This window comes from Janthinobacterium sp. BJB426 (genome assembly GCF_002735705.1).
Lineage (GTDB): Bacteria > Pseudomonadota > Gammaproteobacteria > Burkholderiales > Burkholderiaceae_D > Janthinobacterium.
The window spans coordinates 1-18,320 of record NZ_PDZL01000024.1; the positions used below are offsets into that span (position 1 = coordinate 1).

Consider the following 18,320-nt stretch of genomic DNA (forward strand, 5'->3'; position numbering starts at 1 on the left):
GGCGCAATCGGTGCGGATCTATAACCAGGAACGGCCGCATACGGCCCTGCAATACAAAACGCCCGATGCGGTGCATCGGGCGTTTCTACAGCAATAAATACTGTCAACCTATTTTAGGACTGGACACCGTACCGCCCGCGCTCAGTCCGTGACGCCGTACGACGCCGTCGTCAGGATGCCGTTAGGCGTGCGCACCGTCACCGTCAACAGGCCGTTGCGCACGCTGTTCGTCTGGCAGGTGGTGCCGTTCTGGGTCACGTCGCTGATCATCTGCACGGGATAGATCCAGCTGGCGGAACTGGCGCTGTCGATGCTGGGCACGACAAAGCTGTTGCCGCTGACGATGCTGCCATTGCTGGACGCGAAACTGATCGTCGTGCCGGCCGGCAGCGGATTGCCGGGCAAGTCGAACACCCGCTTGGTGACATCCTTGCCATTGACGACAAACACGGTGTCATTGTTGTCGCGGATGGCCAGCTGGAAAGTATGCACCGTGTTCTCGAACAGCGTGCCATCGACGCATTTGTCCAGGTCGATGCTGGCTGCGTCCAGGGGCGTGAAACGCGCCGTGCTGCCGGACAGCACCTGCACCAGCGCCTGGCGTATGTGCACGGTGTTGGCGACCGTCGTATTGACGCTGGAGGCCGCGCGCAGCACGCCGTTGTACTGCCCATCGCCGGCCGGGTCCCAGAGGCCGTTACCATTCGAATCAATTTTCATTTCGCCAGTGGCACGCACGGCATTGCCCGTGCTGTAGGCATCGTCCTTCAAATTGGCATTGCTGCCAACGATGGCGCGGTCGTTGCGGAACGGTTCGCCCAGGTCGACATACGTCTCGCCGCTCTCGAACAGGTTGTTGCCGTTCGCATCGGCAAAGCTTTCCTCGCCCAGCGCATAGGCCAGGATGGTCACGCGGCCGTCAGCGGGACGGGGATTGCCGGGGCAGAAACGCACGCTGCACGAACCCGGCACGCCTTTCTGCGTAATCACGGTACCGTCCGTCAAGGTCGTGTTGACCAGGCCCGTCAGGCAGGACGCATCGATGGTGCCGCCCTCGACCGAGAAGCTGACGGCCGTGCCATCGGGTACGGGATTGTGGAAATGGTCGCCCAGGCGCGCCGTGATGGTGGCGCCCGTCGGTGCGGTACAGCCGGCAAAGTCCCCCCCTTCCGTATTGAACATGGACGTGCTCAGGGTAAAGCTGTCCTGCTCGGGGATACCGGTGGATACGACCAGCTGGTCCGACACCGTCGACAGGCCCGTGCCCTGCAGGCTGGCCGTGATGCGGATCGGCGTATTCACGGTGCCCGAAGCCACCGTGGTGCTGACGCTGCCGTCCGCGCCGGTGGTCGATTGCGCCGGGTTCAGGCTCAAGCCGCCCACCGTCGTGTTGAGCGCGAAATTGACCACATAGCCGCTGACGGGATTGCCGTTCCGGTCGAGCACCTTGAAGGTGACGATGGACGATTCTTGCCGCCCCGCCCCGCCCGTGCCCTTCAGGGCAATATTTTGCGGCAGGGCCGAGACAAAGCCGATCTGGCCTGCGCTGGCCGTCTGTACCGTCAGGGTGCCCGTCTGGCTCAGGGTGGTGGCATTGAAGACGGTGCTGGCCGTGATCACGTCGGGCGCGCCGCAGCCCTTGTCGATATAGGAAGTGCTGGCTACGCCATTCACTGTATTGACGGGGCTGCTTATGGCTGCCTTGCCGGCCGTCGCGCAAGGCGAGCTGAAGACGACCGACTGCACCGGCGCATATACGGCCGGGCCATTCATCACCGTCACGCTCAGGCCGGCCGTGCCGCCCGCCGACAGGCTTGCCGGAACGACACCCACGCCACCGAGAGTCAGGGTCGGGAAGACCACCGTGTAATTGATACTCGACGTCAACACGCTGCCATTTACCGTGGCGCTGCCCGTCAGCGCAAAAGCGCCGCTCTGGCTGCCCGCCGCGATCACGATCGTGGCCACGCCATTCGCGTCCGTCAGGGCGCTGGCCGCCCCCGGGGTGAAGATGGCGCTCTTGTCGCTGCTGTTCAAGGTCAGCAGGACGCCCGGCAACACGGCACCACTGCCATCCTTCACGACGGCTTGCACAGTGGCGCTGTTGCCGGGACCGACCGAGGTAGTCGCCTTGCCGGCGCCGTCTTTCAGGCTCAGCGCCAGGGTCGCAGGCACGGGCACGACAGGCGTCACGGGCAGCACCGGCGTGACGGGCGGCACCACGCAACCGGGCAGGTTCGGATTGCGGCCCGGGTCCAGGGTGCTGCAATCGCTGCCGCCGGAACCGCCACCACCACAGCCGGCCAGCAACGTCACTGCCGTGCCGGCAGCCAGACACAGCGCCCAGCGCGCCGGCAAACTGTTACTCATCAATCCTGACATGCACTTCTCCCTGTTATTTTGATGCTGATCATGTGTTGCTGCTATTGTGTTCAAGCCTGGTCGCGCCCCAGGATCAGGCGGATGCCGGCGCCGCGCCCCAGGCTGGCGACGGCCACCAGTGGCACGGCCTCCCCTCGCTGCGCCAGAATTTGCCGCAAGGCATCGGCCTGGCGAGCGTTGCCGGGCGCATACAGGATCTGGCTGCGCGCCTGGCGGAAACCGGGAAGATTCGCCAACCGGCTGACCGCCATGCCATGCTCCCGCACGCGCTGGCGCATGTGCGCCGCCATGCCGCGGATGCCATTGCCGTTGATGATTTCGATCTCGGCCGGCACCTCCGGCGCGGCGGCCACGACTAGGGCGGCTGGTGCCAATGCAGCCTGTGCCGCTTGCACCAGCTGCAAGTTGTTGCGCGCCAGCGCCGTGCCGCCGGCGCGCGCCGCGGCCTGCCCGAGCATGGCGGACGCTTGCGCCAGCTCCCCTTGCAGGTAGTACACATAACCGAGGTTGTTCCTGGGCTGGGCAGCGTCCGGGTAGTCGCGCACCAGCGCCTGCAGCGCCGTGGCAGCCTGTTCCAGCCGGCCCTGGCGCGCGTCGAGCACGGCTTGCGCATTGCGCGCGCCCAGCTGCCGCGGGTCGAGGGCGAGCGAAGCGGCATACGCGCCGGCGGCCAGTTCCAGCTGACCCCGCGCCTGGTAAAACTTGCCCAGTTCCAAATACGTGGCGGCACTCTGGCCGGCGGAATGGCCGATGCGCTGCACGCCCTGTACCTGCCAGTGCGGCGCGGCGGGCGTGGCCGCACAGCCCTGCAGCAGGCATGCCAAGAGCCACCACACAGGTATCCAGTACCAGCGCAGCGTCATAGCCCGCCCATCGCCGGCAGCAGGGCGCGGCGGATCTGCAGCAGGGCCGGCCCCATGAGCACGACCAGCAAGGAGGGAAAAATGAAAAAAATCAGGGGAAACAGCAGCTTGAGCGCAATCTTGGCCGCCGTTTCCTCGGCGCGCTGGCGCCGCTTGGTGCGCAGCTCGTCCGACTGCACGCGCAGGGAAGCGGCGATACTGGTGCCGAAACGCTCCGCCTGTATCAGCAAGGTGACCAGCGCATCGACATCTTCCACGCCCGTGCGCAGGGCCAGGTTGCGCAAGGCCTTGTCCTTGGCGCTGCCGGCACGCAATTCCAGTGTCACGAGTTGCAATTCCTCGGCCAGGATCAGGCTTTTCATGCCGATTTCCTGTGCCACGCGCGCCAGCGCCGCATCCATCGCCAGGCCCGCCTCCACGCAGACGGTCATCAAGTCCAGTGCGTCGGGAAAGGTTTCGAAGATTTCACGCTGGCGCTCCTTCAGGCAATGCTTGAGCCAGAAATCGGGCAGGTAATAACCGAGGGCCGCCGCCAGCACCAGCCACAGGAACAGGTTGTAGTCGCCGTGCCGCAGCAGCAGATAGGCCAGCAGGGGGAACAGCAATGCCAGCCCCGTCTTGGCCGCATAAAACAGCGCCGGTGCGGCGCTCTTGCGCCAGCCCGCATTGATGAAGCGGATGCGGATGGGCGACACTTCCCAGCCCTCTTCGGGCAAGGACAGCTTGGCCAGCGGACGGGTCAGGCTGACCAGGTGTGCCAGCCAGCGCTGGTTCATGCGGCGCGCCCTGCCCGTATCGATCTTCTGCACCTCGAGGGTATCGAGGCGCAGTTGCACCGCGTTGCCCGCAAACAAGCGCGCCAGCACCAGGACGATGCCGAACACGATCAGGAACAGCACCACCAACAGACCCATCTGCATGCCGCTCATCGTGCCACCCTCTGTCTGGTCAATTGCTTCATTTCATGGCCTCACACGCGAATCCGGACAATCTTGCGGATGACAACGATGCCAATCAGCAGCATGCCGAAGGCCATCGACACCATCTTGCGGCCGCCGCTATCGAGGTACAGCACGGAGAGGAACTCGGGGTTCGTCACCTGCATCATCAGGGCGGCGGCAAAGGGCAGCGATCCGAGCACCCAGGCCGACATGCGCCCTTCGGCCGACAGCACGCGCACCTGGCCCATCAATTTAAGGCGGTCGCGGATGATGGCGCTGATGCTGCCAAGCAATTCCGTCAGATTGCCGCCCGTCTCGCGCTGGATCAGCACGGCGATGACGAAATAGCGCAAGTCCGTGCTCGGCACGCGCGCCGCCAGGCCCGACAGGGCGTCAGCCATCGACACGCCAAAATTGACTTCGTCAAACACGGCGCGGAATTCATCGGCCAGGGGGCCCGTCATCTCGTCGCCGACCATTTTCAGGGCCGTGGGGAAAGCATGGCCGGCACGCATGGCGCGGCTCATCATGTCGAGCGCATCGGGCAATTGCAGTTCGATGCGCGCCTGCCGCCTGGCCTTGGTGCGCAGCACCAGCAGGAATGGCAGCGCCGCGCAGGCAAGGCTGAGCAGCAGGCGCAGATACCAGGGCAAGGGGCTGAGACTGCCCAACAGCAAACCCAGCAGCCAGGCCAGCAAGCTGTAGCCGAGCAGCTTGCCCACATTCCAGTCTTTGCCCGACTGCAACAGCAAACGGTCCAGCGCGGCCACGCCGGGCAGCCATTCCAGCACGCCCTGGATGCCCGCATGCGAGCTGAGCAGCCGGTCCTTGGTGATCGACACGGTTTTCTGCGCGTCGTCGCTGGCCGTATTCATCGCGCGCAAGCGGCGCGCCACGCGCCCGGCGCCGGCGCCGCGCGACTGCCAGTTGAAATACACGGCGCCCACCAGCAGCATGACCGCCAGGAAGATCAGCAAATACACCAGATACGAGAGATAGCCCATGCCGCGTCAGCGCCCGCTGCCGGTCGGCTCGAAGACGGCGCTGGAAATGCCGATGCCAAAACTCTTCAGGCGTTCCAGGAAATGCGGACGGATGCCGCTGGCCGAGAAATACCCGACGACGGCCCCGCTCTCCCCCACCCCCGTCTGCTTGAAGCTGAAGATTTCCTGCATCGTGATGACATCGCCCTCCATGCCCGTGATTTCCTGGATCGACGTGACCTTGCGCTTGCCGTCGATCAGGCGCGACACTTGCACCACCACCGATATGGCCGAGCTGATCTGCTGGCGGATGGCCTTGCTGGGCAAGTTGGCGGCCGCCATGCTGATCATGTTTTCCAGCCGCGTGATGGCGTCGCGCGGGGTGTTGGCGTGGATGGTAGCCATCGAGCCTTCATGGCCCGTGTTCATGGCGCCCAGCATGTCGAGCGCCTCGGCGCCGCGCACCTCGCCCAGGATGATGCGGTCGGGACGCATGCGCAAGGCATTGCGCACCAGCGCGCGCTGGCTCACTTCGCCCTTGCCTTCGATATTCGCGGGCCGCGTTTCCAGCCGTACCACGTGCGGCTGCTGCAATTGCAGCTCGGCCGCGTCTTCCACCGTGACGATGCGTTCCGTATGGCCGATAAAGCCGGAAATGACGTTCAGCATGGTGGTCTTGCCGCTGCCCGTGCCGCCGGAAATGAGGATATTCATCTTCGCCTTGCCCAGGCCCTGCAGCACTTCGGCCATCTCGGCCGTCATGCTGGTGTAGGCGACCAGGTCGGCCAGGCGCAGCGGATCGACGGAAAAACGCCGGATCGACATCACGGGCCCGTCGATGGCCAGCGGCGGGATGATGGCGTTGACGCGCGAACCGTCGGGCAGGCGCGCATCGACCATGGGGCTCGATTCATCGATGCGGCGGCCCACGCGCGAGACGATCTTGTCGATGATCTTCATCAAATGGGCATCGTCATTGAACACGACATCGGTCAATTCCAGCTTGCCGCGCCGCTCGACATACACTTGCTGGTGGCCATTGACGAGGATATCCGACACGGTCGGGTCCGACAGCAAGGTTTCCAGCGGGCCAAAGCCCAGCATCTCGTTGCGGATGTCGCGCGTCAGGTTCTTGCGCTCGAGATCGTTGATCACGACGGCTTCCTCGTCGAGCAGGCGCTCGACCAGGCTGCGCAACTCGTCGCGGATCTGCTCCTGCGTCAGCCGCTGCATGCTTTCCAGGTCGACGCGCTCGAGCAGCAGCGCATGGATGCGCTGTTTCAGCTCGCGGTAGCTGCGGTTGTCGATCGACGGTGCGCGCTGCGGCGTCAGGGTGGCGATCTTGCCATTGCCGAGGCGCTCGCGGATCGACAGGCTGGAGACGGGAGAAGTGGCCATGAGGGTTCCTGTTCGAATGAAGTTAGGCGCGCTGCAGCACCCGGCTCAGCCAGCCTTGCCGCACGGGTTCGGCGCTGACGCCCGTCAGGCTGGCGGCAAACTCCTGCAGCGAGCGCGTGATGGGGCTGTTCTTGTCCAGCTGCAAGATCGGCATGCCCTGGTTGACCGAAGCGGCGGCCGATGCATAGTGATTCGGCACCGTGCGGTCGATCGTGGTGCCATACGCCGCCTCCAGGTCCTGAAGGCGGATTTCGCCGCCCTTGTCGTGCCGGTTGACGATCAGGCGCACCTTGTCCTTGTCGTATTCCAGCGAGCGGAACATGCCCAGCAGGCGCTTGCCGTCGCGGATATACGGCAAGGTCGTTTGCAGGATGGGGAAGATCAGGTCCGCGTGGTCGAGCGCGCGCACGCTGACCGCATCGAGGTTGCGCCCCACGTCGAGCACCACGAAGTCGTACTGGCGCCGCGCCAGCTTGATGATGGCGTCGATATGCTCGGGCTGCACTTCGCTGGCATGGGCCGGGTCTTCCGGCGCCGCCAGGACGCTGAAATTGGGCAACACATTAAGCATGCTCGAGGCGAGGAAGGACGGATCGAGGCGGTGGATGTCGCGCGTCACGTCGGCCAGGGTGGCCAGCGGCTTGTTCTCGGAGACAAACAGCGAGGCATCGCCGAAGTGCAGGTTCAGGTCCAGCAGGGCAACACGCTTGTGTCCGCTTTCCGCCAGGGCATAGCCGAGGTTGGTGGCGATGAAGGTGGCGCCGCTGCCGCCCTTGCAGGAAATGAAGGCCAGCACCTTGCCATTGCCATTGTCGCGCCGCTCGAGTTTTTCCTCGATGCGCTCGAGCGCCGGGTAGACGCTGGCGGCCGCCGCCGGCGACGGCAGCACTTCGCGCACGCCTGCACGCATGGCTTGCAGCAGGAAATCAGGCGAATGCTGCGGGCACAGCAGGATGACGGCCAGGCGCGGAAACTGATTGCTCAGGCGCTCGATGGCGGCCAGGTCGGCGCCATCGTTGCCGGGCCGGTCGAACATCAGCACATCGGGCAGCTCTTGCGCCGAGTACAGCTGCTCCAGCGGTCCGCTGCGGGTATCGACGTCGTCGGCCGGATTGCGGTTGCCGACCAGGCGGCCCAGCTCGGCCAATGCTTTTTCATCGCGGGATATGATGGCGATTTTCACAATATGCCTTGCCTGTTCTGTGATAACGGTGACATCTTCATTGGCGACCACCCACGCCGATGGTCAGGGTGCTCGATTGCGGCACGGGCGCGCTGAAGGTTTTCTCGTACGCGGTGTAGCCTGCCACCGCGGACTTGCCGTCGAGGCCGGCGACGGGGTCGCGGTTCAGTCCCGCCTGCGGGTTGATCACCTGCTGTGCCCGCAGCAAATCGACGCTGCGGCCAAACTGGCGGTCCAGGTGCGGCGTGGTGGTGCAGCCGCTGGCGGCGAACGACGCCAGCAGCACGCACAGCACGGAAAGGAATGGCGGACGCTGCATGCTCACTCTCCTATTGAAGGTCGAAGCCGGTTGCCGCGGCGGCGCCCGGTTGTTTGTCGGCGGCGGGCGGCGGCGTGGCATCGCCTTCCATCTTCCCTTGCAGGAAGAATTGCGCGCGGCTGGGCGCCACGTAGGCATCCGTCGGCAACACGTAATCGCCGGCCAGCGGCTTGACCAGGTGCGGCGTGATGATGAACACGAGTTCGGTGCGGTCCGTCTGGAAATCGCTGCTGCGGAACAAGGCGCCCAGCACGGGTATCTCGCCCAGCATCGGCAGCGCCTTGATATTCGTCGTCACGTTGTTCTTGATCAAGCCGCCGATGGCAAAGCTCTGTCCATCGAACAATTGCACGGTGGTGGTGGCGCGCCGCGTGGTAAACGCGGGCAGGATGGCGCTGCCGGCCGTGCCGCCCGTGGTGATGCCGATGCCGTCCTTGTTGAGCTCCGACACTTCCGGCGCCACCTTCAAATTGATGCGTCCGCCATCGAGCACGGTGGGCGTGAACTTGACGGCAATGCCGAATTCCTTTTCTTCCAGCGTGATCTTGTTGGTGGCGCTGTCTTGCGAGACGGGAATGTAGATCTTGCCGCCGGCCAGGAAGCTGGCCTCCTGGCCGCTGATGGCCATGATGTTCGGTTCGGCCAGCACTTTCACGAGGCCGTCGCGCTTTTGCGCATCGAGCGTGAGGAAATTGCCGTTTTTGCTATTAAAACCGTCGATCATGCTGGGATTGCCGCTCAACAAGTTCGACAGGAAGCTGTAGGTCCAGTTGCCGCTGCTGGCGCGCGCGCCGATGCTGGCGCCCAGCTGGTCGACGAGGGTTTTCGACACTTCGGCGATCTTGACTTCCAGCATCACCTGCTGCGGCGCGGCGATGGTCAGCATATTGATCACGCTCACGCCCGGCGTGGCGGCACCGGGGGCACCAGCCACTGGCGCAACGCCGGTCGCGGCAGCCGGCGCCGCCGCCTCGCCGGCACCGCGCTGCGCGAACGCCGTGGCCATGGCCATGATCTGGCTGGCCTTGACGGCGTCCGACACCATGCCCGTCAGCACGATGGCACCGCCGGCCGAGCTGGCCTTGAGATCGGTTTCGCGCGGAAACACGTGTGACAGCTGGGCCTGCAAGCCGTCGGCATCGACGCCGACTTCGATATCGACAATCACGGGCCGGTGATCCTTGTCCCACAGGATCAGATTGGTGCTGCCCGGTGCCAGGCCCCAGATATACAGCTCGCTGGAACTGCCCAGCAGCCTGGCGCCCGCCACCTTCGGATCATTGACGGCGATCTGCGAAACGGCGCGCGTCAGGCTGCGCAAGGTCGACTTGCCAACGGACAGGCGAATCGGCGGCCCCAGCCGGGCGATATCGGCGCCCAGCGACAGGGGCGCCGCCTGGCTGGCGGCATCCACCTTGCGCACGGCGGGCGCGGCACTGGCGCCAGCCGGCCACAGCAAGCTCGCCGTCAAGCCGCTCAGGGCCAGGGCCAGGCGCACGTGCGGCCTGGCGATACGGGTACGAAATGAGGTCATCGACTATCCCTGCTACTGGTATGGTTAAAATTGCTGGACGCGGGTATCCATGCCCGTGATCACTTTGACGCTCTCGGCCGGTGGCGCGGCGGCACGCGGCGCCTGGCGCGCCGGGGCGGCCGCGCGCGGTGCCGCGACGGGCGCCAGCGGCTTGAGTCCCAGCAGCGACTCCTTGGTGGCGCCGCCCGTGTTGACGGGCGCCGGATCGACCTGGTTGCGCAGCACCAGCGACAAGGCGCCCACGCTGCGCGCCAGGTCGAGCTTTTCCACCTGGTCCGGCGTCAATTCCAGGGTCACGGCATTGACCACCTTGGGCTTGTTGTCGTCGCGGTTCGATTCCTGCGCCACGGCCAGCACCAGGATGCGCTCGAGCACGATCTTGGAAATGGCCAGCTCGGCGCCGCCGCTGGCCTTGGCGCGGTCGTCCTGGGTATTGACGAGGATGTCGACAAAGTTGCCCGGCAAGGCAAAGCCCGCCACCCCGACCACATCGTTGACGCGCACGGTCATGGCGCGCTTGCCGTCGGCCACGATGGAGGACAGGCCGCCGCTCGTGCCCGGCGGCGCAAGCTTGCTTTCCAGTACCGGTTCGCCGAGGCTGACGGCCGAGCGCGTGATGCGTCCGTCCAGCGCCTTGCCGTCGGTAAAGGCGCCGGGCGGCTGCGCCCCTGCGGGCCAGTCCATGCTGCGCAGCATCAACGGACTGATCTTCGTGCCCACGCCGATATCGACCAGGGCCACGACGATCTTCTGGCTGGCGGGCGTGCTCTGGCCGCCCATCCAGATCGCCGCCGTCAGCACGGCGGCACCGGCCAGCACCAGGGCCAGCAGCAACATCAGTAAAGCACGGGTATTTCGCATCGTTTTTCCTCTGACTTCAACTTGATTTCGGTTCGCGGCGTTCCTGCACGGCCAGGTCGTCCGCGCCCTGGCGCTGATTCGCGCCGGCAAAATAATTGTTCCAGGCCCAGTCCAGCACCGTTTCACTCAACTGCACCGCCGTGCCTTCGTAGCGGGCCAGGTCGCGCACCTGGCGCAGCAGGTCGCGCGGGTAGCAGGCCAGCAAGGGCGTCGCGCTGCGCGCATGGCGCTGCAGCAAAAAGGCAAAGGCGGCCGCGTCGAATGCCACGCCGTAGGTGGCGCACGTCTGGCGGAACACGGTTTCGTAATGGGCGGCGCTGAGCGCCGGCACTTCGATCTTGTAGCCGAGACGGCGCAGGAAGGCCGCGTCCGACAGGCGCTCGGGCAGGAAATTCGAGGAAAACACCACCACCACGTCGAACGGCACCTGGAAGGTATGGCCGTTGTGCAGCGACAGGTAATCGATGGCGCGGTCCATCGGCACGATCCAGCGGTTCATCAGTTCCAGCGGCGAGCAGCGCTGGCGCCCCAGGTCGTCGATGATGAAAATGCCATTGTTGGCTTTCAGGTGCGGCGGCGCGCGGTACAGGCGCGTCACGCTGTCGAAGCGCAGGTCCAGCATTTCCAGGGTCAGTTCGCCGCCTGTCAGCACGGCCGGGCGGCGCACGCCGCGCACCCAGCGCGCGTCCAGCTGCACGGCCCGCTCGATGCCGGCCGGCGCTTCCTGCTGCTGCGCCGCCGGCAGATGCAGCACCGGATCATAAAAGGGCACGACTTCGCCATCGACCATGATGGCGTAAGGCAAGGCAATGGCGCCTTGCAGCAAATCTTGCAGGCGTTCGGCCAGGTAAGTCTTGCCGCTGCCGGCGGCGCCGTAAATGAAAATGGCACGCCCGGAATTCATGGCCGCGCCCAGCTGGTCGAGCACGGCCTGGTTGACCACCACGCCATCGAAGCTGGCTTGCACCTGCGGACGCGTGACGTGCATGTTGGCCACGCTCTGTGCCGCCACCTGCGCGTTATAGGCAGCCAGCGGCACGGGGCACGGGCCAGCGTAGGCATTGCGCGCCAGGCATTCGAGGGCGCGCTGGCGGCCGCTGTCCGTCAACTGGTAATGGATGTCGGCATCCGTGCCGCTGGCGCCGCGGCGCATGACCTCGCACATTTTTTCCTGCCGCATGAAGACGATGACGGGGTCGATCACGCCCAGGCCCAGCTTGACGTAGCTGGCCAGCTCGGGCAGGTGCAGCTGGCCCCGCTGGAACAGCACCTTGACCAGCAGTTCGACGAGGAAAAAAAAGGGCAAGCCCGTCTCTTCGACGGTGCGCGGGGCACGCTGGGACGCCGGTGCGGCAAGCAGGTCAGCAGGCATGGGAACAGCGACAGAAGATGCCAGCGATCATGCGAACATGTCCAGCTGGCCGGCGGCGGCCAGCAGCAGATACAGCGCGGTGCCGCTGGCGATGGCTATGGCATACGGCAACTTTCCGCTGGGCACGACAGGCGCGTCGATATCGGGCCGCTGCGCCGCGATGGCCCGCATGAAGCTGTTCAAGGCCATGTGATAGCTATTGCTGCCGACCTGGCGCAAGGTGCCGTGACAGGCGGCCACGGCCAGTGACAGCACGCCGCCGGCAAGCAGGCTGGCCAGCAGGCAACAGAAGACGGTGAGCGGGCCGACAAAGGCGCCCACCATCGCCATCAGTTTCACATCGCCGGCGCCCAGCGCCTTGAGCGCATACATCGGCAGCAGCAACACCAGGCCCAGGGCCAGGCCGCCCAAGGCCGGCCAGAAGCCGAGCGCGCCCGGCGTGGCCGTCAACAGGCCTGCACCAGCCGGCAACACGGCATTGAGCAACAGCCCGGCCAGCGCGCCAGTCAACACCAGGCGGTTCGGAATGCGGCGGCTGCGCACGTCGTGGTACACGGCCAGCAGCAGCAAGCCGGCCAGCAGGACCGCCGGCGACCAGGTCAGGAAAAGATCGGTGTACATGGATTATCTGGCACGCGAAGGACGATGGCTGGGCCACAAACGACGATGGCCCGGCGCCATGCGGCTGATCCGGGCCACCATCGGCGCGTGCCCGGAAAGGGGCGCGCCGCCATTGCACGTGTGCTGATTACTTGCCCGTCAACGTGGTCGAGACGCCTGTAAATACGGTCGACAGATTAGTGCCCAGCAATTTGACCGCGCCAACGATTGCAACAGCGATCAGTGCGGCGATCAGGCCGTATTCGATTGCGGTAACGCCATCTTCTTCAGCGATAAAGTTTTTGATGAAATTCATGATTAATCCATTCAGAGTGAGTTTTACAACGTCATGTGCAACTGCGGATGCGGCCAGCCAATAGATCGATATCACGCATCCTTGCATATAGACAGAAGTGCAATCAGACACACCAAGGCCATCGGCGACAATAACTGTACGTCCCCGGAAAATGAATTTCCGGGCCCGGCGCGCAATACATGCGCGCTGCCTGGAAAATCATCTTTATTCCGGATTTTTTCCGCTTTTGTCCCTATTCGCAATATCAGCCTGGCTAATTCAGCGGTATTTACCGATTGCTGATGCAGATATTATAATTAAATAAATATTGATATTAAACAGACAAAAGTAATTTTATTGCCGGTACAAAAGAGCTTTTTTTCTGCGTGACATCAGTACATTTGTACCGGCTTCAATATTCATGCGCCGCCGCAAGGCCATTCTTCAAGGCGTACACATACAGCTCGAGGCGGTTGGCCACATCGAGTTTGCTGTAAATCGACGTCAAATGGTTGCGCAGGGTTTGCTCGGAAATGAAGGCGCGCTGCGCGATGGTTTTGTTGAGTGCGCCATTGCCTTCCACCATCATGGCGACAATCTTGCGCTCCTTGAGGGTCAGCAAGGCGATGCGCGCCGCCTCGGGATCGGGCGCCGCCGGCGTCGGTGCCGGCTTGATCAGCGCGCCCAGCAGACTGCCCAGCAAGGCCTGGTCCAGGCACAGTTCGCCGCGATGCACGCGCGCGATGGCGTCGATAACCTGTGCCGCCGCCACCTCCTTGCCGATCACGCCGCGCGCCCCGTTACGCACGGCGCTGGCCAGTACTTCCTGGTCGCGCGTGCCGCTGAACATCAGCGCCCGCGTGACGCCATTGGCCACCAGCGCCGGCACGAAATCGACGGAACATACGCCATCGAGATCGACATCGAGCACGACGATATCGGGCTGCAAGCTGCAGCTCAGGGCCACGGCATCGCCAATATTGCTGACGCTGGCGACCACTTCCATCGACGGGCACGCTTCCTCCAGCATTTTTTCCAGACCCCACAACATGGTCTTATGGTCGTCGACCAGCATGACGCGAATCGGATGCGGATTTAACATGGATGTATACCTTTTATGTGCCACGGCGCGCAGGGCCAGGCCCTTACACGGGAATTTCAATGCGCACCGCCGTCGCGCCGCCAGCCGCCTGGCCCACCTGCACGGTGCCGCCCAGCGCCAGCGCCCGTTCGGCGATGGAAGCGGGCATGAACGGGGCGCGCCGGGACGCTTCGGACTCGGCGGTATTCTCGATCGAGATCGACACGGCATGCGTGCCGCAGGCCAGGCGCACGCACCCCTCGCGGGCCGTCGTATGCCTGCGGATATTGCTCATGCCTTCGTTAACGATCTGAAATACTTCCGCCGCCAGCCTGTCGCTGAGGACGAACGCCCGCTCCGAGACGATCTCGATGTCGATGCCAAAGAATTTCTTCAACTGTTGCGCCTGCCGCCGCAACGCCGCCAGCAGCTCGGGCTCGTCATGCCGCTCCTGGCCGCCGCGCACCGTCTGCGCCATCTGGCGCAAGTCGCCAATGACCTGGCCGCTCATCTCGATCAGCTTGTCGAGGTCGCCCAGCAAGGGATTGCCGGCGGCCACCTTGGCCCGCAAGGCGCTCAAGCCATGGCGCAAGCCGATGTAGGGCTGGATGGTCGAATCATGCAAATCGCGGGCAATCTTCTGCCGTTCGCGGTAAGCGGCGCCGGAGGCGAGCTTGTCGAGAATGGCGATGTTCTCTATCTGGGGAAATACCTGCTCGACGATCTGCGCCAGGAACGTGGCGTCGGCCTTCGACAGCCGGTCCGTGGCCGCCAGCACATACAGGCGGCCCTGCCCCTTATGCAAAGGCAAGGGAACGCTGATGAAGGATTGCGCATCGAAGAGTTCCGTCAGGGCCGTGCCCTGCGTGGCGTCGAGGTCGAGCCGCTGCCAGGTGGCGCTGGCGCGCGCCTTGCCCTGCCACGCAGGGCCGAGCCCGAGTCGCGAACGCAGCGATGATGCGTACAGCACGCTCTGGCTGGCCTCGAACACCATCAGCGGCGCCACGGCTGCCTCGCTCATCTGGCTGACGCGCCCGCCATTGCCCCGGCTGTCATCGAGCGCCGTGCGCAACTGCCAATGCGCCGCGCCGCCCTCGCGCATGACCAGGATGCAGCTGCTGGCGCCAAAGAAGACGCGCGCCTTCTCCAGCATCGACGCCACCGTATGATCGACGCCGAAACGGGGATTCGATTGCTGGCTCACTTCGCGCAGCAAGGCCAGGCGGCGCTTGTGCTGCACGCTCAAGCCGCCCCAGCAAGCGATCATGGTGCCCAGCGCCATGACAAACGCCGTGCGCAACAGCAGCAGCGGCAAGTTCGGTTCCTGCTCCGACAGCACCGACGCCAGCACCAGCAAGGCGCAGGACGCGAGCGTTATCCGGGTGCCTTCATCGCGCCCCCGCTGGAACGACGAGGCCAGGATCGCAAAGAAAAAATAGGGAAAAAAATAACTCTCGCCACCGCCGGTGCACCACACGATCAGGCCGCACCAGCCTGCATCAAGCCAATACACCCGTTTGCCATTGCCGCGATGAAAATGCAGCAACACCAGCAATGCCGCGCCATACAGCAGATACAGGGACAACATCACCGGGGCGAATTGCCCAGCCATACCTTGATGGCCGGAATCGATCATCAGCGTCAGCAATGCCATCACGGCCAACAATAAACGCATGCCAAAGATCATTTGCAAGTCAGCATGATCCTCCGGCGGCAAGGCCGCCACGGTATTCTTTCCCCATTGCAATTGTTTCTGTTGCAGCATACTGATTTCATCTTTACAAAAATTACCATTTTCCCGGCATGCCGGAGAATGGTTAATTATTTTTTAATTTTCGTACGCCCCGCATATTACTCCCAGGATTAGAAATTAGGAATGAAAAGCCTGTCATTTACTATGTAAATTATAATAAACTTGATTTCCGTGCATTTTAATGCGACCCTCACTCGCGCAAAGCGCGCTAAAATGAGCCGAGGCAAATTGATTTGAATACATAGCCTAAATACGCAGGCGCGAGCCTTTACCTGGATACCTGAAATGATGCTCAGCAAGGCTACGCCCCGCTTTTCCCGCCCCCCGCCCGCCGGCATCGGGCAAGCTGGCGCCTCCCTTGTCGAGTTTGCCATCATCGCTCCCGTCTTCCTGCTGCTGATGATCGGCGTGATCGAATTGAGCATGGCGTATTTCGCCAATCTCACCATGCAGCATGCGGTGCGCGAAGGCGCGCGCTATGCGGTGACGGGCAACAGCGATCTCGACCCGGCCAGCAGCAACCAGCAACGCTACCAGGCCGTCATTCAAAAGATGAAAGCCAGTTCCATGGGTATCTACGACAAGGTCAATCCCGTCATCACGGTGAACGGCAGCAGCGGCACCAGCGCCGGCATGTTTGGCAACAGCGGCGATATCGTCGTCATCTCCGTCGCATACAACTGGACATTCGCCACGCCGATGATGGCCGCCTTCTACAAGGACGGCAAATCGGCCAACGTAGTGGCCGCCACCATGCGCAATGAAAGCTTTGGCGGCCTATGATGCGTTCACGCCCTGCGGCAAGACGCGCCGCGCGCGGCATAGCCGCCGTGGAATTTGCCATCGTGCTGCCGCTGCTGGCACTGCTGCTATTCATGGTGGTCGACCTGTCGCGCGCCATCCAGGCCAAGATCATCCTGCTCAATATCAGCCGTGAAGGCGCCAACCTGGCTTCGCGCTCGACGTCCGACCTGAGCGGCTCGAGCCAGACCATCATGAATGCGCTGGCCGCCAGCACGCCGCCGCTGGACATGAACAAGCGTGGCATGATCTACGTCACCAAGATCATGGGCTACACGGCGAAGAGCGGCTTGCGCAATATCGTGCTGGAACAATACCGCTGGGATGCCGGCGCGAAGTCCAGCGGCTACCTGCCAGCCAGCCAGGTGTGGCGGTGCGGCAGCTGGAGCAATGGCACGTGCACCAATATCGCCAAGGACAACGATGCCCCCACGGTGTCCTTGATGCAGAACCAGCTGGCCGACGGCGAACTGATCTACGCCGTGGAAACTTTCTACAATTTCGACATGCTGTTCGGCACCTTGAAATTTGGCAACAGCACGACGCCCATCCTGGGCCCCGACCTGACTTCGATGACGATATTCTGATGCGCATTTCCTACAAACGGCAAGGCGGACAAGTGCTGATCATGGTGGCGCTGTCGGCCGTCGTCCTGATCGCCTCGGTAGGCCTGGCCGTCGATTCGGCCCTCGGTTACCTCGTCAAGGCCAAGCTCAATGCGGCCGTCGACTCGGCCAGCCTGGCGGCGGCGCGTGGCGTTACCACGGGCAACTCGGAAACGGAGCAGCGGGCCAGTGCGCGCCAGTCGGCCAAGGAGTTTTTTGACATCAATTATCCGGATCAGTTCCTGCTGTCGACGCCGACCCTGAATCCGGTAGACGTCACGTTCAACAAGGGCACCGTCACCATCGACGTCTCGGCCACCGCCACCCTGCCCGTCTCGCTGATGGGCATACTCGGTTTCAAGACCCTGAACGTGGCCGCCAGTGCGCAAACTATCCGCAAGGACCTGGACATGGTGCTGGTGATGGATACGTCGGGGTCGCTGGAATCCAATGCCGACGCCGTGCGGGCGGCGGGCAAGTCCTTTCTGAACAAATTCAACTCCACCGTGGACCGGGTCGGCTTGCTGCACTTCGCGTCGGAAGCGCAAATCGATGTCCCGATCAAGCAGGTCAACCGCGGTTTCGACCGCAGCAGCATGACCATGAAAGATGGAAAGATCGATAAATTCTCCTTTGTCGGCGGTACTAATTCTTCCGCAGGCATGTTCCAGGCGCGCAAACAGCTGAACGACATCCAGCCACTCAACCGCTCCAGCCTGCGCGTCATCGTATTTTTTTCCGACGGCTCGCCAGCCGCATTTTCCTCGTTTTTCCCCAACACGGACGGCAATTGCAAGACGGCAGGCGGGCTCGCCACCTATACCCCTTTGCAAAGCCCCGCGCTGGTCGGCTTGTACGCAATGAAAGAGACTAACAACGTGCAGGCCGGGAACTGCGCTGCCAGCAAAATCACCGCGATTCCCCCATGGTATAACGCGAATAACGCGTTCGCCCAAGCCGACGACGTGGCGCTGCGCGAGTTTCCCATCGTGACCAACACGCCCCGCGTCGTGACCGCTTCCATCTCCTCGGCGCAGGTGCAATGGACGAATGTGCACCGCGCCTCGCGCAACCTGGTCGAAGCGATGGCCGCAAAGGCCCGCCAGGAAGGTATTTTCGTCTTTACCCTGGGCATGGGCGCCTCGCTGAAAACCAAGGAAGGGCCGGACAACGAGCTGGGCGAAGACTTGCTGCGCTGCCTGGCCAATACCACCGATGCGAAAGCCAGCTGCCGCAAACCGGCCGAACCCGTGGGCCTGTACTGCTATGCGGCCACCGACAGCGACCTGAGCCCCTGTTTTACGCGGCTCGCCTCGGCCATTTTGCGCATTTCCAAATAAGGCCTGATC

Annotated in this window: 18 protein-coding genes; 4 read left to right on the forward strand and 14 right to left on the reverse strand. The window is 63.5% G+C overall.

Going from position 1 to position 18,320, the window contains the following annotated elements; all coding sequences use genetic code 11:
* Positions 1 to 97 (forward strand): integrase core domain-containing protein (locus CSQ93_RS25195; protein ID WP_158301364.1); only part of this gene is annotated, 97 nt, incomplete at its 5' end.
* A gap of 44 nt (positions 98 to 141) precedes the next feature.
* Here CSQ93_RS25195 and CSQ93_RS25200 read toward each other — a convergent pair.
* The 14 genes from CSQ93_RS25200 to CSQ93_RS25265 all read right to left on the reverse strand — a co-directional run bounded on the left by CSQ93_RS25200 (position 142) and on the right by CSQ93_RS25265 (position 15,577).
* On the reverse strand, positions 142 to 2,370 hold the full coding sequence (locus tag CSQ93_RS25200; RefSeq protein WP_099380404.1) for an Ig-like domain-containing protein: 2,229 nt from the start codon (positions 2,368 to 2,370) through the stop codon (positions 142 to 144).
* A gap of 62 nt (positions 2,371 to 2,432) precedes the next feature.
* Positions 2,433 to 3,218: a LytR C-terminal domain-containing protein gene (locus CSQ93_RS25205; RefSeq protein ID WP_158301365.1), complete on the reverse strand. Its 786-nt coding sequence runs from the start codon at positions 3,216 to 3,218 to the stop codon at positions 2,433 to 2,435.
* 23 nt (positions 3,219 to 3,241) lie between these two features.
* Positions 3,242 to 4,174, reverse strand: coding sequence for a type II secretion system F family protein (locus CSQ93_RS25210; protein ID WP_099380406.1), 933 nt, complete (start codon positions 4,172 to 4,174; stop codon positions 3,242 to 3,244).
* A 41-nt stretch (positions 4,175 to 4,215) separates the two neighbouring features.
* Positions 4,216 to 5,190: a type II secretion system F family protein gene (locus CSQ93_RS25215; RefSeq protein ID WP_099380407.1), complete on the reverse strand. Its 975-nt coding sequence runs from the start codon at positions 5,188 to 5,190 to the stop codon at positions 4,216 to 4,218.
* A 6-nt stretch (positions 5,191 to 5,196) separates the two neighbouring features.
* The gene (locus tag CSQ93_RS25220; protein ID WP_099380452.1) at positions 5,197 to 6,543 is read right to left on the reverse strand and encodes a CpaF family protein; all 1,347 of its coding nucleotides are present in this window, start codon (positions 6,541 to 6,543) and stop codon (positions 5,197 to 5,199) included.
* A gap of 46 nt (positions 6,544 to 6,589) precedes the next feature.
* Positions 6,590 to 7,750 carry an AAA family ATPase gene (locus CSQ93_RS25225; protein ID WP_099380408.1) on the reverse strand — a complete coding sequence of 387 codons (1,161 nt, stop codon included), beginning with the start codon at positions 7,748 to 7,750 and terminating at the stop codon, positions 6,590 to 6,592.
* Between the two features lie 37 nt (positions 7,751 to 7,787).
* Positions 7,788 to 8,069 carry a pilus assembly protein gene (locus CSQ93_RS25230; RefSeq protein ID WP_099380409.1) on the reverse strand — a complete coding sequence of 94 codons (282 nt, stop codon included), beginning with the start codon at positions 8,067 to 8,069 and terminating at the stop codon, positions 7,788 to 7,790.
* A 10-nt stretch (positions 8,070 to 8,079) separates the two neighbouring features.
* Entirely contained in the window at positions 8,080 to 9,603 is a 1,524-nt protein-coding gene (locus CSQ93_RS25235; RefSeq protein WP_099380410.1) for a type II and III secretion system protein family protein, read from the reverse strand.
* A gap of 24 nt (positions 9,604 to 9,627) precedes the next feature.
* Positions 9,628 to 10,464: a Flp pilus assembly protein CpaB gene (gene cpaB / locus CSQ93_RS25240; protein ID WP_099380411.1), complete on the reverse strand. Its 837-nt coding sequence runs from the start codon at positions 10,462 to 10,464 to the stop codon at positions 9,628 to 9,630.
* 16 nt (positions 10,465 to 10,480) lie between these two features.
* The gene (locus CSQ93_RS25245) at positions 10,481 to 11,836 is read right to left on the reverse strand and encodes an ATPase (protein ID WP_099380412.1); all 1,356 of its coding nucleotides are present in this window, start codon (positions 11,834 to 11,836) and stop codon (positions 10,481 to 10,483) included.
* Between the two features lie 27 nt (positions 11,837 to 11,863).
* Positions 11,864 to 12,457 carry an A24 family peptidase gene (locus CSQ93_RS25250; RefSeq protein WP_233516341.1) on the reverse strand — a complete coding sequence of 198 codons (594 nt, stop codon included), beginning with the start codon at positions 12,455 to 12,457 and terminating at the stop codon, positions 11,864 to 11,866.
* A 127-nt stretch (positions 12,458 to 12,584) separates the two neighbouring features.
* Positions 12,585 to 12,752: a Flp family type IVb pilin gene (locus CSQ93_RS25255; RefSeq protein ID WP_099380413.1), complete on the reverse strand. Its 168-nt coding sequence runs from the start codon at positions 12,750 to 12,752 to the stop codon at positions 12,585 to 12,587.
* A gap of 391 nt (positions 12,753 to 13,143) precedes the next feature.
* Positions 13,144 to 13,833, reverse strand: coding sequence for a response regulator transcription factor (locus CSQ93_RS25260; protein WP_233516342.1), 690 nt, complete (start codon positions 13,831 to 13,833; stop codon positions 13,144 to 13,146).
* A 43-nt stretch (positions 13,834 to 13,876) separates the two neighbouring features.
* On the reverse strand, positions 13,877 to 15,577 hold the full coding sequence (locus CSQ93_RS25265) for a sensor histidine kinase (protein ID WP_099380415.1): 1,701 nt from the start codon (positions 15,575 to 15,577) through the stop codon (positions 13,877 to 13,879).
* Between the two features lie 273 nt (positions 15,578 to 15,850).
* Here CSQ93_RS25265 and CSQ93_RS25270 point away from each other — a divergent pair, with 273 nt between their 5' ends.
* From CSQ93_RS25270 to CSQ93_RS25280, 3 genes are read left to right on the forward strand one after another with little or no spacing between them, the layout of a single operon-like run.
* Positions 15,851 to 16,348: a TadE/TadG family type IV pilus assembly protein gene (locus CSQ93_RS25270; RefSeq protein WP_233516343.1), complete on the forward strand. Its 498-nt coding sequence runs from the start codon at positions 15,851 to 15,853 to the stop codon at positions 16,346 to 16,348.
* Positions 16,345 to 16,953, forward strand: coding sequence for a TadE/TadG family type IV pilus assembly protein (locus CSQ93_RS25275; protein ID WP_099380416.1), 609 nt, complete (start codon positions 16,345 to 16,347; stop codon positions 16,951 to 16,953). Before CSQ93_RS25270 ends, CSQ93_RS25275 begins: the two co-directional genes overlap by 4 nt.
* The gene (locus tag CSQ93_RS25280; protein WP_099380417.1) at positions 16,953 to 18,311 is read left to right on the forward strand and encodes a vWA domain-containing protein; all 1,359 of its coding nucleotides are present in this window, start codon (positions 16,953 to 16,955) and stop codon (positions 18,309 to 18,311) included. The genes CSQ93_RS25275 and CSQ93_RS25280 overlap by 1 nt, the downstream gene beginning before the upstream one ends.
* The last annotated feature ends 9 nt before the right edge of the window (positions 18,312 to 18,320 follow it).